General features: G+C 27.1%; 12 protein-coding genes. 7 read left to right on the top strand and 5 right to left on the bottom strand.

All coding sequences use genetic code 4. The features are described 5' to 3' along the window. The first annotated feature begins 1 nt into the window (after position 1). The 5 genes from lpdA (at position 2) to EXC36_RS03795 (ending at position 5,792) form a co-directional block, all read left to right on the top strand. Positions 2-1,885 carry a dihydrolipoyl dehydrogenase gene (gene lpdA, locus EXC36_RS03815; protein WP_129690507.1) on the top strand — a complete coding sequence of 628 codons (1,884 nt, stop codon included), beginning with the start codon at positions 2-4 and terminating at the stop codon, positions 1,883-1,885. Positions 1,886-2,076: 191 nt separating this feature from the next. After that, entirely contained in the window at positions 2,077-3,024 is a 948-nt protein-coding gene (locus EXC36_RS03810; protein ID WP_129690505.1) for an L-lactate dehydrogenase, read from the top strand. 194 nt (positions 3,025-3,218) lie between these two features. After that, a complete protein-coding gene (locus tag EXC36_RS03805) occupies positions 3,219-3,893 on the top strand; it encodes a LemA family protein (RefSeq protein ID WP_010925558.1) in 675 nt (224 codons plus the stop codon). 169 nt (positions 3,894-4,062) lie between these two features. Next, positions 4,063-5,034, top strand: coding sequence for a hypothetical protein (locus EXC36_RS03800; RefSeq protein WP_129690503.1), 972 nt, complete (start codon positions 4,063-4,065; stop codon positions 5,032-5,034). Positions 5,035-5,060: 26 nt separating this feature from the next. Then, positions 5,061-5,792, top strand: coding sequence for a hypothetical protein (locus EXC36_RS03795; protein ID WP_010925555.1), 732 nt, complete (start codon positions 5,061-5,063; stop codon positions 5,790-5,792). Between the two features lie 416 nt (positions 5,793-6,208). Here the strand turns inward: EXC36_RS03795 and EXC36_RS03790 are convergent, their stop codons facing one another. After that, positions 6,209-6,898, bottom strand: coding sequence for a MurR/RpiR family transcriptional regulator (locus EXC36_RS03790; RefSeq protein ID WP_220096531.1), 690 nt, complete (start codon positions 6,896-6,898; stop codon positions 6,209-6,211). Between the two features lie 109 nt (positions 6,899-7,007). Here EXC36_RS03790 and EXC36_RS03785 point away from each other — a divergent pair, with 109 nt between their 5' ends. After that, on the top strand, positions 7,008-8,459 hold the full coding sequence (locus EXC36_RS03785) for a PTS mannitol transporter subunit IICB (protein WP_129690500.1): 1,452 nt from the start codon (positions 7,008-7,010) through the stop codon (positions 8,457-8,459). Beyond that, entirely contained in the window at positions 8,446-9,528 is a 1,083-nt protein-coding gene (locus EXC36_RS03780; RefSeq protein WP_010925551.1) for a mannitol-1-phosphate 5-dehydrogenase, read from the top strand. Before EXC36_RS03785 ends, EXC36_RS03780 begins: the two co-directional genes overlap by 14 nt. An 859-nt stretch (positions 9,529-10,387) precedes the next feature. Here the strand turns inward: EXC36_RS03780 and EXC36_RS03775 are convergent. The 4 genes from EXC36_RS03775 to trpS form a co-directional block, all read right to left on the bottom strand. Next, positions 10,388-11,776, bottom strand: coding sequence for a hexose phosphate transporter (locus EXC36_RS03775; RefSeq protein ID WP_083801837.1), 1,389 nt, complete (start codon positions 11,774-11,776; stop codon positions 10,388-10,390). A gap of 338 nt (positions 11,777-12,114) precedes the next feature. Beyond that, complete coding sequence (locus EXC36_RS03770) at positions 12,115-12,519, bottom strand: hypothetical protein (protein ID WP_010925548.1); 405 nt, start codon at positions 12,517-12,519, stop codon at positions 12,115-12,117. A 3-nt stretch (positions 12,520-12,522) separates the two neighbouring features. After that, positions 12,523-14,292 carry a threonine--tRNA ligase gene (thrS, locus tag EXC36_RS03765; RefSeq protein WP_129690496.1) on the bottom strand — a complete coding sequence of 590 codons (1,770 nt, stop codon included), beginning with the start codon at positions 14,290-14,292 and terminating at the stop codon, positions 12,523-12,525. Beyond that, entirely contained in the window at positions 14,292-15,290 is a 999-nt protein-coding gene (gene trpS, locus EXC36_RS03760; RefSeq protein ID WP_010925546.1) for a tryptophan--tRNA ligase, read from the bottom strand. Before trpS ends, thrS begins: the two co-directional genes overlap by 1 nt. Positions 15,291-15,394: the final 104 nt, after the last annotated feature.

Here is a 15,394-nt window from a genome sequence, read left to right as displayed (position 1 = left end):
TATGTATAAATTTAAATTCGCTGATATCGGTGAAGGACTTCACGAAGGAAAAGTAGCTGAAATTTACGTAAAACTTGGTGATACAGTTAAAGAAGGAGACTCTCTTTTTTCTGTTGAAACAGATAAAATTACAAGTGACATTCCTTCTCCTACAGGTGGAGTTATTAACAAAATTTTATTTGAACTAGGTGGAACTGTCCATGTTGGTGAAGAAATTTTCTGAATCGATGATGGTTCAGGACCTGCAAGTGACTCTCCTGAACCAGCTGCCGCTGAAGCTAAACCAGCCGCTGAAGAGCACAAATCTTCAGCTGGTGATTTATTTGGATCTAGAAGAAGAAAACCAGGAGGCTCAGCTGCAGCGGCAGCTCCTAGTCCTGCTCCTGCTCCTGTTGCAGCTCCTGCACCAGCAGCTGTTGCTGCTCCAAGTGTAGCTGGAAAAGTAGCTGGAAAAGCTTATACAGGTGCTGTTGAGGCTGAATATGATGTAATTGTAATTGGAGCTGGTCCTGGTGGATATTTAGCAGCTGAAGAAGCTGGTAAATATGGGCTAAAAACTTTAATTATTGAAAAACAATATTGAGGTGGAGTTTGTCTTAATGTTGGATGTATTCCAACTAAAGCACTTCTACATGCAACTGAAGAGCTTTACAATTTAGAACACTCACATGAACACAATGGAATTGTAGCCGATTTTAAAGCACTAAAAATTGATAGACAAAAAACATGAATTAACATTCAGAAAAACAAAAAAAGCGTTGTTGACAAAATTGTTGGTGGTGTTAAATTCTTAATGAAAGCTGCTAAAGCAACTTCTATTGAAGGAGAGGCTAAATTTGTTGGTTCTCATGAACTAGAAGTTAATGGAAAAGTATACCGCGGAAAAAACATTATTATAGCTACTGGTTCTCTTGATAGAAAACTAAATCTTCCTGGTTTTGAACAAGCTTATAAAGATGAAGTTGTTCTTTCAAGTGACAAGTTAATTAATTTAGATTCACATCTACCTGAAACTCTAGGAATTATTGGAGCTGGAGTTATCGGAGTTGAATTTGCTGAAGTTTTTGCTATGGCAGGAACTAAAGTTACTATTATTCAAAACACAGATGCAATTTTAGCTAATGCTCCTCTTGCAAAAGAGATTAAAACCGAACTTACAAATCACCTTAAAAAATACGGAGTTGAATTTAAATTTAATGCTTCAACAACAAAAATTGAAAAAAATCAACTATTTTTTGAAGTAGGTGGTAAAGAAGAATCAATGAAATTTGACAAAATCCTAGCAGCCGTTGGTAGAATACCAACACCTTTAAATGCTGGTGAAGTTGGAATTGAAATTGGTCAAAGAAACGAAATTATCGTTGATGATAAATTAATGACAAACGTTGAAAATGTTTATGCCATCGGTGATGTTACTGGGAAAAACATGTTAGCTCATGTGGCTTATAGACATGCTATTAGAGTAGTTGAGAGCATTGTTGGTGAAGAAGAAGTTTATCCAAAACAAGAAATTCCTGGATGTATTTATACAAAACCAGAAATTGCCTTTGTTGGTCTAACAGAACAACAAGCTAAAGAAGCAGGTTATGATGTTGTAACTTCAAAATATAGCTTTTCAACTCTAGGAAAAGCTCTTGCTTCAAGTGAAGGTAATGGATTTGTTCAACTAGTTGTTGATAAAAAATACGGAAGAATTCTTGGTTGTCACATTATAGGTAAAAACTCAACTGATTACATAGCTGAAATTGTTTTAGCAATGGATAATGAAATTTCTGTTTTTGAAATTGCAGCTACAATTCACCCACACCCTACATATGGTGAAATTGTTTGAGAAGCAGCTAGAGCTCTTTCTCCAAAGTTAAATATTGAAAAACACAAAAAATAATAAATTTATTTAAAAAAATAAAAAAAAGCCAAAATATAAAAAATATGGCTTTTTTTTTCATATTTTGCCCATTTAGATGGCCATTTAATAAGAAAGCTAAATGTTTGGATATATAATTGAGCTATGATGTTTTTTTCAAAAAACTATCATACAAAATGACTATTATTTAAATATTTTATTTAAGGAGAAACATGAAAAAAGTTGTTTTAATTGGTACAGGAAACGTTGGTGTAACAGTAGTTTACACAATGATTACCAAAGGAATTGACGCTGAGTATGTTTTAATTGACATTAACACAGAGTTTGCCAAAGGACATGCTATGGATATGAGTGATGCCATTGCTCTAAACTCAACAACAGGATCTAAAATTAGAACTGGAACATATGCAGATGCTAAAGGCGCAGATTTATTAATTGTTGCAGCTGGTAGACCACAAAAACAAGGTGAAACTAGACTTGAAATGATTGCTGACAATTCAAAAATTATGAAAGACATTGCACTTGAAATTAAAAAAAGTGGATTCAATGGATTTACAATTGTTACTTCAAACCCAGTTGACATTCTAGCTACTGTATTCCAAAAAGTTACAAACTTCCCTAAAGAAAAAGTTATGTCATCAGGAACATTCCTAGATACTTCAAGATTTAGAAAATTCTTATCAGAAAAAACAGGAGTTCCTACAAACTCAGTTCATGGATTTGTTATTGGTGAACACGGTGACAAATCAGTTGTTGTTTTCTCAAGAATGCAAATTGGATTTTCAAGACTTGATGATTTCTTAAAATCAAAAGCTCTAACTGAAGATGATCTAAAATGGATTTCAGAAAAAACATATAAAGAAGCTTATGAAATCATCAACAGAAAAAGATCTACATACTTTGGTATTGGTGCATCAGTTGCTGAAATGGCTGAGTCAGTTCTATATAACCAAAGAAGAATTTTCCCAATTGGAATTTACTTAGATGAGTCAAAACCTGGTGGAGGAATTTACATTTCTCGCCCAGCTATTTTAGGAGAAAATGGATGAGAAGAAGTTAAAAACTACGACCTTTCTCCAGCTGAACAAAAAGCTTTTGATGAATCAGCTATTAACCTTAAAAAACACTGAGACGACGTTCAAAAAGAAATTAGTTTCTAATCTTAAATTAAAAAAATACCTAATTATTTTTTACAAGCCTTTGTGCTTGTTTTTTATTAGCTTTTTTATTTTTTTTAAATCAAAGAAAACTTTTATTTAACAAGAAAACTTTTTATTAAAATATAATCTTAAATATGTATTAAATTTACATCAACACCCAAGAAGATAAAACTATTAATTTTAGAAAGGAATATATGGCAAATGAACTATCAGAGTTAGATCTAGAACACAAAAATGACCAAGGAAGAGCAGTTCATGTTATTGACAAAAAACTAGCTGTAGAAGTTGGTAGAGGATCTCTTGTTTTTGAAATTATTTTATGGTCTCTTTTTATTATTCCTGGACTAGTTTTTTTATTTATGAAAATCAATGCCAAAAAAGAACTAGACCAAGTTCAACAAAAAATTCAACATCATGCTTCACAAATTGATAACTACCAAGAACAACGCTTTCACATCCTGGAAAATGCAGCTAGAATTGTTGAAAAATCAATTAATTTAGACAAAGAAGTTATGGAAAAAGTTAGCCTATATAGAAGTGGAGCTAACAAGGCCATTGTTTCAAATAATTTTTCAACAGATGAGCTTCAATCAAATTTAAATAACTTTGGTAGACAAATCAACTTAGCCTTTGAAGCCTACCCTGAGTTAAAAGCTCAAAATACACTAAGAGATGCTATGCAACAAAATAGTTATTTACAAAAAGAAGTAACGGCTGCTAGAGAACTTTACAATGATGTTGTTTTTAGATGGAATGCAATGATTTTTGAATGACCTACTAAAAAAATTGTTGCTGCAAAATATGGCTATACAACTAGAATTCCATTTATGGCTTCAAAAGAAGTAAAAGAAAAGCTACATTTCTTTTAATTAAAAAATCAAAATCCAACTTAGAAAGAGCTGGATTTTTTTGTAATTTTAGCTTTTTATAAAACTAAAATTAAGCTTGTAAAAAACAAAGTTAAAATAGATTTTAAAAAAACTTTTATATAATGAATAAAATATAAAAAAGCAAAAAATAGAAAGAGAGAATATAAACTTGAGATCACAAGAAATTGAACTAAGTGATTTAGTGCAAAAATATAATAGTGTTTATAAAGAAAAACACAATAAAAATGTAGTAGATCTTTTTGATAAATTAGTTAAAGACTCTAATATTAATATTGAAGAAAACATTCAAGAAAATAAACTTTTACTAGAAGAAAAAGAAAAATTAGCTAGTTATGAAAGTTCTGTAAAATCTTATAAATTTTTAGTGTTTTTTCTTCTTGTTATTCCTTTTATTTCTTTGGTAATTCTTCTTGTATATACAACTGTAGCAGTAATTGCAATTTCAGTTTCTATTATTTTAATTTCACTAGGTATTATTATCTTTGTTAATTTTAAAATTAACCAACTTAAATCACAAATTTTAAACTTCCAAAAAGCAGTAGAAAAAAAAGAAAATGAACTAATAAAAAAGATGGCACCTTTGAGTAAACTTCTTGAACCTAAAATGGCTAATCAATTATTTTCAAAAACTTTTGAAATTGTGCATTTTGATGATTATTTTTCAAACAAAAAAATGTCTCTTTTAGTTAATAAATATAACTTCCAAAGTCAAAATTATGACAATAACACATCAATTCAAAAAGTATATTCAGGAGAGATATTAGGCAATCCCTTTTTTATTGTTCAAGAATTAAATCATGAATTAGGAACAAAGGTTTATAAAGGAACAAAAACAATTAGATATAGAACAAAAGATAACACTACACACACCCAAACTTTAGTAGCAACTTTAAAAAAACCTTGTCCATTTTATAAAAGTGACAAAACTCTTATATTTGCTAGTGAAGCAGCTCCTAATTTATCATTTTCAAGATATGCCTCAAACATGCATTTAAAAAACCAATGGCAAGTTGAAAAAATCATTAAATCATCAACTAAAAATTTATCAAAATTGGAAAAAGAAAATAGTGGATTTACTTCCTTGGCAACAATGATTTTGAGGTTTTATTTAATGCTTTAAATAGAGACAATGAAAAAGAATATAGAATGCTTTTTACTCCACTTGCACAAAGACAAATGCAAGAGCTTATTTTGGATAACAAAGTAGGTTATGGAGATGATTTTTATTTTTCTAAAAATAAAATGATCAACAAAATAAAAGCTTCTCACATGGAAGATTTAAATATTGACCATAGAAAAGACAATTATTTTCACTATAGTTTTGAAAAAATAAAATCAGATTTTATTAATAAAAACAATGATTACTTTAAGCATCTTTATTTTTCTTTTGCTCCTTTATTATCAATACCTTTATATGCTCAATTTAAAACTCAAGATTACATCTATGAAAATAATTATGATGCAAATTATTCATGATATGAACATGAATCACTTGCAAATGGAATGGAAGTTAAACTTTTAAAACATGAACACTCATCAACTCAAAACATTTTAAAAACAAAATATATATCTAGTGAAAATGAATACATTGATAGTTTTGAAGTAATGGCTTATGGTTATAAAACTGTTAATAGAGTTGATTATGTTTCTGTATTAGCTGCTAATGGAAGATTTTATAGTGTTCCAGTTAAATGAGTTGAATATATTCCAGTATCTAAAAAAAGCATAGTTGAAATACTTGCTAATTCAGATGATTTAAAAGATAGCCAAGATATTAAATTACTTAATTGAATTGACCAAATAAAAAATCCCATAGCTAATTCAAAGGATAAAAAAGTACATGTAATTGATGGATTTTTATATAGAGTTTTAAAATAGTTAATTTGCTCAAAAAATCCAAAAAATAATCTTTACTTTTAAACAAGTGTGTTTTTAAAATTCAAAAAAACACACTTGTTTTTTTATGCAAAAAACTTCTATTTTTTGCTCTTGTTTTTTTAGTTTTTTTAAATAAATATTCATTTAATTTTTGCATATCAAAATAACTTTTTTAAAAGTAATTAAAAGTTAATTTGGCTGCAAAATCATCAAAAAATTATGACTTTAAAAAACATGTATTTTTAAAAATAAATAAGCTTTTTTCATGTAAAAAATTATCATTATTTTTTTATTAAAACATAGATAGATTTGACATGTTTAGACATGTGAATTTTTTTATTTTTTGTGTAAAAAAACATGCTTTGATTTTTTGAATTTTTTTAAAAATAAGATTAAAGTGGAGGTAAAACTCCAATCTATTTTAGTAAGTTAATGATGTTCATAATAATGTAAAGAAAACTTATTCTTGCATTGGTGTGATCATATAAAACATCTTCATTATTTTTGACTAATAAAAAAATATTACAAACTTTGATTATCTCTGAATTTGGATTAGCACTAAAGTGAATAATAAAAGCTTTTTTCTCTTTTGCCTTATTGGCAAATTCTACTATCTTTTTGGTATTTCCACTAAAGCTAAAGAAAAAGCAAAAACTCTCTTGATCTACTAAGTCAATGTATTTTTCTTGGATGTCAATATCATAGGAATAAATGCTAATAAATTCTTTTTTATTTAAGTATTGACCAAAGATAGAAAGAAGCTCAATGTTAGAGCCTTTTCCAAAAAGAAAAATTTTATTTTTTCTTTTTAAAAGTCCAACAATTTTAATAATTTCTAAATAGTAATTTTTGTAAATAAAATCAATATTTTCAGCAATTAAATTATTGTAATTTTTTCACTTTACTATTTGAGTTTTTTCATCTTGAAAATCTTCTTTTTTAATTGTCACAAATGAATAATCATAGTCAATTTTAAAAAGCATTTCTTTAAAAGAATTGCACTTCATTTTTTTAACAAAATTAATAACTGAAGATTGAGAACAATTAGAACCTAAAGCTACATCTTTGATTTTAAGTTTGGTTATTTGAAACAAATTATTAATCAAAAAATTTGCAATTGTTTTATGTACTAAATTTATATTCTGATTAGAGAAATTTTTTAGTTTATCTAAAGTGTTATGAACATGCATTAGCTTAATTATATAAGAAGGTAATATGAATTTATTTTTAAAAAAAGCTAAGGTTAAAATTCAAATTTTTGGTGCATCACTTTCATCTATGATTATGCCTATTATTGGTATCTTTATAGCATGAGGTTTACTTACTTCTTTTTTTATACCAACTGGTTGAATTCCTAATGCAACTCTAGCAACTATGGTGGGTACTGGAATTGTTTATGTAATACCAGTTTTAATTGCTTATTTAGGTGGAAAAAAAGTTTATCAACATAGAGGAGCAGTTATAGGAGCTCTTGTTTCAATAGCTGCAATTGCAGCAGGGCAATCTCAAGATTTTATTGCAATAGCTAAATCAAGCTCACCAATGATTTTAGCTTCTATGATTTTTGCTCCTCTAGCAGCTTTTATACTTAAACATCTTGAAAAATTTTGAATTAGTAAAATAAAACCTGGCTATGAAATGCTTGTTAATAATTTTTCATTAGTAATTATTGGTTTTATCTTACTTTTTCCTACTTTTTATCTGTCAATATATGTAATAGGTTATTTAAATTTAGCTCTTTCATATATGGTTGATGGAATGCAAAAATATAAGCTTTATCCAATATTGGCAATTGTTGTAGAACCTGCAAAAGTTTTATTTTTAAACAATGCCATTAATCATGGTGTTTTTACAATGCTTGGACAATCAGAAGTTTTAGAAAAAGGTAAATCAATTTTATTCTTGTTAGAGTCAAATCCAGGCCCTGGTTTGGGTGTTTTAATAGCTTGAATTATTTTTGGTAAAAAAGAAGATAAAAATGTAAGAACACAAGCTATTAGTTCGAGTCCAATTCATTTGTTTGGTGGAATTCATGAAGTTTATTTTCCTTTTGTTTTACTAAAACCAGTATTGATAGTTTCAACTATTGCAGGAGGAGCAATTGGGAATTTGATTTTTCAAATTTTTAATGTTGGAGCTTTAGCTCCTGTTTCTCCAGGATCAATAATTGCAGCTTATATTCAAGTTAATAAAAGTGCAAATGATTTGGTGGGATTAACTCTAGGAATTTTAAGTTCAGCTCTTGTATCACTTTTTGTTAGCTCAATGATTTTGGCTTTTGACAGAATTTTCAAGAAAAATAAAAAAGTAACTAAAGAAAAAACTTTGGAAAGTGCTTTGCAAGAAAGTAAAGCAAATAAATTAAAAATTGACAACAAAAAAGAATATGAATTTATTTTTGTTTGTATTGCAGGAATGGGTTCATCTGCAATGGGAGCTACAATCTTTAAAAACATTTTAAAAAATAATAATATCAACAATATAAAAGTAAGTAATAAGTCAATTTCTAATTTAGATGGCCAAGAAAAAAACATTATTACAATTAATCATTTAGTTGAAAAAGTAAAAGAAAAAAACTCTATAGCCAATATTTATTCCATTAGGCAATTTTTAGATAAAAATGATTATCAAAATATAGTGGATCAAATTAAAAATGAAAAAATATAAAGCACTTCATTTTGGAGCTGGCAATATTGGTAGAGGTTTAATATCTGATATTTACATGAAAAATAACATGGATTTTGCTTTGGTTGATATTGATAAAGATTTAATAGAAAAATTGAATAAGCAAAAGTCTTATTCCATAATTGATTTTCAAACAAACAAAGTTTTTCAAATAAGTAATTTTAAGGCTTTTTCAATTGACCAAGAAGATGAAATAAAAAAATGAATTGAGCAAGCAGATTTTATTTCAACTTCAATAGGTTGATCTAATTTAGCTAGTTTAAAAAAGTTTTTTGAAAATGTTAAATTAAAAGAAAAAGCTCAAATTATTTGTTTTGAAAATGGATATAAAATAAGCTCGTTTTTTCAAAGTATTTTAAACATTGATTCAAATCATTTTGTTAATGCTAGTGTGGACAAAATCATACCTAATTTTAAAAGTGATTCTTTAGATGTTTATGTTGAAAGTTATTATGAAATTATTTTAGAGCAAAAAAATGAAAGTCAAAAAAAGCTTAACTTTGTTAACTATAGCACTGATCTAGAAGCTTATATAAATAAAAAACTTTTTCTAGTTAATGCAATTCACTCTACAATTGGTTATTTAGGATATTTAAAAAAATATACTTACATAAATGAAGCCCTTAATGATCAGCAAATTCTTTTTAAAATAAAAAGACTAGCAAAGATTATTAATGAAATTTTATCTAAAGAATATCTATTATTTAAAGTTGATTATTTGAATGATTATTTAGAAAAAAATCTGAAGAGATTTTCAATAAAAGAAAATCAAGATTTAATTTCAAGAGTAGCAAGAAATCCTATTCAAAAACTAAGCAAAAATGAAAGATATTTTTTGATTTATAACTTGGTTAAAAAACATAATTTAGAAATAGATATTTTGTTAGAAATATACAAATCAATTTTTTATTATGATAATAAAATGGATAAAGAATCTAGTAAAATTCAAAGCACAATTGAGAATAAATCACTAGCATATGCATTAAAAAAATTTTCAAATTTAGACCAAGAAGATCAAGAAAAAATTTTAAAAAGTTTGGCTAAAAAATAGAATTAAAATAAACTAAAAAAATTATTAAAAAAACATTAAAACATCTCAATTTTGTTGGGATGTTTTTCTTTGTAAAAATGGTTGTTATCTTTGATTATTAATGAATATGGATTTCAAATTTTTTTCAACTAAGTATGTTTTTGTTTTTATGGAATCATTTTTTAATTTCTTGATCTTTTTTTGGTTTTACAAGTTTAGATTTTTGTCAAGAATAATTTGTTGATTTATCAAATCAAAAATTCTTTTGATGAAGCTTGAATCAATATTTTTTTATTTATATTCTTTAATTTTTTTAAGCTTCTTTTTGATTAATGTTATGAAAAATTATTTTATAAATTTTTATAATATTTTCTAATTCTTTTTTATGTTGATTAACTTTTTGCATCTTCAGCGTTATTTTTTGCAAGAATAAATTTTTTGGTTTGTAAAATCAAAGATTTTTATTTTTTAAAAAGCAAAATATTTTCTCAAAAATAAAAATTTTACTTTTAAATTTTTCTGGTTTTTTAAGCAGTTTATTTTTCACTAAAATATGCATTTTTTAGTCTTAATTTTTTAACCATAAAATTCATCAAAAAATTAAATTCATTTTTTTAATTATTCTAGTTTTAGTTGTTTCAAAAACACTCATATTTAAGGGATATTTAAAAAGTTTTTTTGAGCTGATTTAACAAAGACATATTTTTATCAGTGTTAATGCATTTAAGAAGTTTGTGATGCATTAGTAAAAAATAAAAATGTTAAATAAGCTTTGTCAAATCTTCAATAATTAAACATAAAAAAACAACCCTAAGATTGAGGGTTGTTTTACATTTTTTCTTAGAAGCTTTAGCTTCTAGTTTTTTTAAAAATTAATTCTTTATTTATCTTTTTTATCGAATTTAGGCAAGATAGGAGCATTAGGTTTTGTTTCTTTAATAAACAGCCATGATATAGGAGCTAGTAACATAAATAAAGTAACAAATACAGCTCATATTATTGCACCTTGACCTTTAATATCTGCAAGTTGTGAAAGAATAATTGTTGCAAATGTAAAGAAGAAGTAACCAAATCCTCAAATAAATGAAAATTGTAGTCCAACTTTTTTAGGGTTTGATCCTTCTTGTTCATGAGGGTTATTTAAAAATACCCCTTGAATTCCTCATAGTAATAGACCTTTTAAAAATCCTAATATGAAGAATAGTCATCCAGCAGCTCCCATGTTGTAACCTTGTGCTGTTAGAGGAGCTACCATGTAAACAAATACTACAATAGCTAAAGCTCAAAGTACAACACCACTTAGAGTAACTGCTACAATGAATGGTTTTCTTTTAACGTTTCATTTATTTCATAGACCAACTGTATAAGGTCCTAAAATAATGGCAACATGGAAGAAGATTAGTCAAATTGTTATTATTCTTCTTATTGCATCTGCATTAGCTTCTTGAACTTGAGCTAGGCCAGGAAGATTACTTCTTGCCATGATGAAAGGCATAACAACAGCTACAAGTCATCCACCATAAAATAAAATTCAAATATAAGTTTCTTTTTGTTTAAGAAGAGAAAGTGCTGAAGGAGTTTCTAATTTAACACCCTTAGCTTCAAAATCTTGTTTTATCTTCTCTTGTTTTTCTTTAAAGTCTTGGAAAGTATCAAATCTTTGACCAAGAACAGCATATGTAATAAGAGGTATTAAGAATAAAAGACCAATAACTGTATAAATAATTTGTCAATTTCTTACAAGTGCCTCAGTTGTATCTTTTGAAACTAAAAATGGAGCAAGAGTAATAATTGTCCCTAGAGGATAACCTCATGTTGTAAATATTGATATTTTACCTTTAGTTTTAGCACTAAAGTAGGCAGATACAACAGGTTGTAATAGGATAATTAGAGTTGTACCACCTATAGCAAAAAAGGTTCTAAATGTTATGAATGATCAATAGTCTGGCATTCAAGGTGCTGGTATAGCAAATAAAGCTAGCACCAAAGAAATAAGAGTTGCATACTTATGGGTTAATTTGACAATAAGTCAACCAATAAGAAGCGACCCTATACCTCTACCTATAGTAATACCCCAGTTAACAGCTTGGTTAACAGTTTTGCTTATTGCTCCTTTGGTTTCTGGAAAAAAATGAGGTAAAGTTCCAATTACTTCGCCATTAGATGCTACGGCTCTATTTAAGTTGGCCGCAATACCTCAATTAATAACAAAAAGGGTATATGCAGAAACAAGCAAGGCTCACATCAACCAACCCTTTCAGGTTACCATTTTTTCGCCTTTAATGTTTTGTGTTTTTAACGCGAACAAAATAAAAAACCTTCCTTTCATTTAGTTTTTTTTTACCATCAAATTAATGATAATAAATATAGATTTTTTTTAAAAAATTAAGGAAACTTTTGTGATTTTTTGGATCCAAAGTTTCTAATAATAATTTTACCACTATAAATTTAATAAGATTGTAAAGATAAAGCAATCCATGAAAAATAGCGATTTTGTGCAAAAAAATAGCAAGCTAAAATTTATTTTTATTAATTTAAATAAATATTAAAAAAAAGAAAATTTTGCCTTTAAAATTTAAGGCAAAAACTAATGTTTAAAAAAATATCTTAGAGCTTTTTAATAATAAATTTTATTAAAAACTGAATAGCTAAATATGAAAGAATAGAACTTGTAAAAACAATCAAAGCAAGTAGTCAATGAGCAATAATTCCATATAACGCAATGATTAGTGCAATGGCAATTACAAGTGAGCTATTTTGAGTTACATTTTTATAATCAATACTTTTAAAAAAAGAAATTTTAATCTTTGATTTTGTTGTTGAAATTTTAATTTTATGAATAAGAGCAAAAGTTAAAATTCCTAAAATTTGAACTGACAAAAAAATCAATGATCAATGTCACTTTTGAATAGGTGTTTTTTCAAAAGTGTTGATCATAATTAAAATTATTACAAAGGGAACAATTACAAAAAAAAGTGGATAAAACAATCTATATTGAAATTCTAATTTCATAGCTTATTCTTTTGAATCTCTTTGAGATTTTATTTTTTCAATAAAACTTTCAAGATCCATTGTTATTGTTTGAACTTTTCCATATTCTCTAATTGCAATAGTTTTATTTTCCATCTCTTGTTTACCAATGATGATTTGATATTTATATTTATTGATTTGAGCTTCTCTAATTTTTTTATTTATAGTCTCATCTCTATTGTCAATTTCAACATTAAAATTTTGCTTAAATATTTTGCTATAAATTTCAAAGGCATATTCTTTAAATTCCTTGGCTATAGGAAGAACTATTACTTGAGAAGGAGAGAGTCAAAATGGAAAATTACCTTTTGTTTGTTCAAGTAAAATTGAAACAAATCTTTCGTAGGTTCCGATTAGTCCTCTATGAATCATTAAAGGTGTTTGTTTGCTTCCGTCAGGGGCTATATAAGAAATGTTAAATTTTCTTGGAAGTAGAAAATCAAGTTGAATAGTTGACATAGTGATGATGTTGTTTAAAACAGTTTTAACTTGAAAGTCAATTTTAGGCCCATAAAAAGCAGCTTCACCTTTTTCAACTATGTAGTCAATTTTGTTTTGATCTAAAATTTCCTTAAGTGCACTTTCTGCTTGATCTCACATTTGATCATCATCAAAGAATTTTTCTTTGTCATTGTCTCTTAATGAAAGAGCAACATGGTCAATTTTTATTTTAAAAATTTTTAAAGTTTCTTGGATTAAATTAATCATGTTTAAAACTTCATCTTTAATCTGATCTTGTCTAATAAAAATGTGACCTTCAGTAAGGTCCATTGCCCTTACTCTTTCAAGACCTGTTAGAGCTCCTGATTTTTCATATCTATAAAGCCTTGATTGCTCAGATAGCCTTAGTGGAAGTTCTCTATAAGAACGAGGAAAAGCATCATAGATGATGATGTGATGAGGACAAGTCATTGGACGAGGAATTAGTTTTTCATTTTCAACTTCAAGAGATTTAAACATAGTCTCTTGATAGTGAGCTAGATGTCCTGATTTAATATAAAGAGATTCTTCTCCAAAATGAGGACTAAGAACTTCTTCAAAGCCGTATTTTCTATCTAAATACAATATCTCTTTTTCAATTGCTCTTTTTATTAACATACCTTTTTTTAATCAAATAGGAAAGCCATGTCCTGATAAAGAACTAAAGGTAAAAATTCCAAGATTTTTACCTATTTTTCGATGGTCTCTTTCTTTACGATCTTCTATAACTTTTAAATAGTTTTCGAGTTCATCTTTTTTGTAAAAAGAAGAGCCATAAATTCTTGTTAGTTGAATATTATTTGAGTTTCCCCTTCAATAAGCCCCTGCTAGTGAAAGCAATTTAAAGTTATTGATTTTGCTAGTACTTTCAACGTGGCCACCAGCACAAAGATCTGTAAAAATTTCTTTACCATTTGTATCAACTAAAGAGTAAAAAGTTATTTCTTGACCTTTTTGTTTGAGTTCATCATAGAGTTCTTTTTTATAAGGCTTGTTTGTAAAATCATAATTTGAGCCATCAACTTTGACCATTTTTAAATTCATAGATGCTAGTTTTTTCATTAGCTTTTCAATTTTCAAAAGTTCAAGTTTACTTAGAGGATTTTCAAATTCAAAATCATAATAAAATCCTTCTTCAATAGCAGGACCAAAACCTAGTTTTACATTTGGATAAAGTTGAACAATAGCAGCTGCTAACAAGTGGCTTGTTGTGTGGTTTAAATTACTATCAACTTTAAAATCATAGTTAATTTCATCTGAATTTTTTTCATTCATTATTTATCTCTTATTCCAATTTTTTTCATTAAGTTATTTAAATTATATGAAGCAACTTTTTGTGCTTTTATTTTACCTTGGTTTAAAATTTCATCTACACGTTTATAGTTTTCTTGATATTTTGCTTGCAGCTTTGTTAAAAAGTTTTTAACACTATTTCCAACTCCTTCTTTAAGTTCTAAATAGTTTTTATCTTTGAAAATTTCTTGAGCTTCTTTAAGGCTTTTATTTTCTAAACAAGCATAAATTTCAAGCAAGTTTGACACTCCAGGTTTTGAAGGATCATGATAAACTTTATTTTCACTATCTGTTATAGATTTTTTAATTTTTTTGTAAGCTAATTCAGGATCTTCTAATAAAAATATTGTTCCATTGATATCATCACTTGATTTTGACATTTTTTTAGTTGGATTAGTTAGTGACATGATTTTAGCACCTGTTTCAGGAACAAATGTTGTTGGCTCATTAAACTTGGTGTTGTATTTGTTATTTAATTTTCTAGCAATTTTTCTAGTTAGTTCTAAGTGTTGAACTTGATCTTGTCCAACTGGAACTAAGTTGGGATTATAAAGTAAAATATCAGCTGCCATTAATGTAGGATAAGTCAAAAGACCACTAGGTATTGACTCAGTGTTGTTTGCGTGAGTAATTTTACTTGATTTGTCTTTAAATTGAGTCATTCTAGAAAGCTCACCTATAGTTGTTTGATTTAATAAAATTCATTGCATAAGACCATGTTCATAAACATCAGATTGTTTAAATAAAACAGTCTTTTCAGGATCTAATCCACAAGCAAGATATAATGCAGCAATTTCTTTAATATTTTTTCTTAGTACTGATGGAACAATTTCATTAGTTAATGAGTGTAGATCAGCTACAAAAATAAACATATTAAATTCATCTTGTAATTTTACAAAATTTCTAATTGCCCCAATATAGTTACCAAGAGTTAATTTTCCAGTTGATGTTATTCCGCTTACAAGTGTTTTTTTATTCATAATAGCAATTTTAAATTAATAAATTTTAAACATACAATTATTTTTTAAAAACCAGCTTTTAATCTTTGTTGCTTAGTGTTAAAATTTTTTATTATGAAAAAAAT

The sequence above is a fragment of the Mycoplasmopsis pulmonis genome (assembly GCF_900660575.1).
Lineage (GTDB): Bacteria > Bacillota_I > Bacilli_A > Mycoplasmatales > Metamycoplasmataceae > Mycoplasmopsis_B > Mycoplasmopsis_B pulmonis.
Note: the sequence above shows the minus strand (reverse complement) of the source record. Positions and strands in the feature narration are given on the sequence as shown.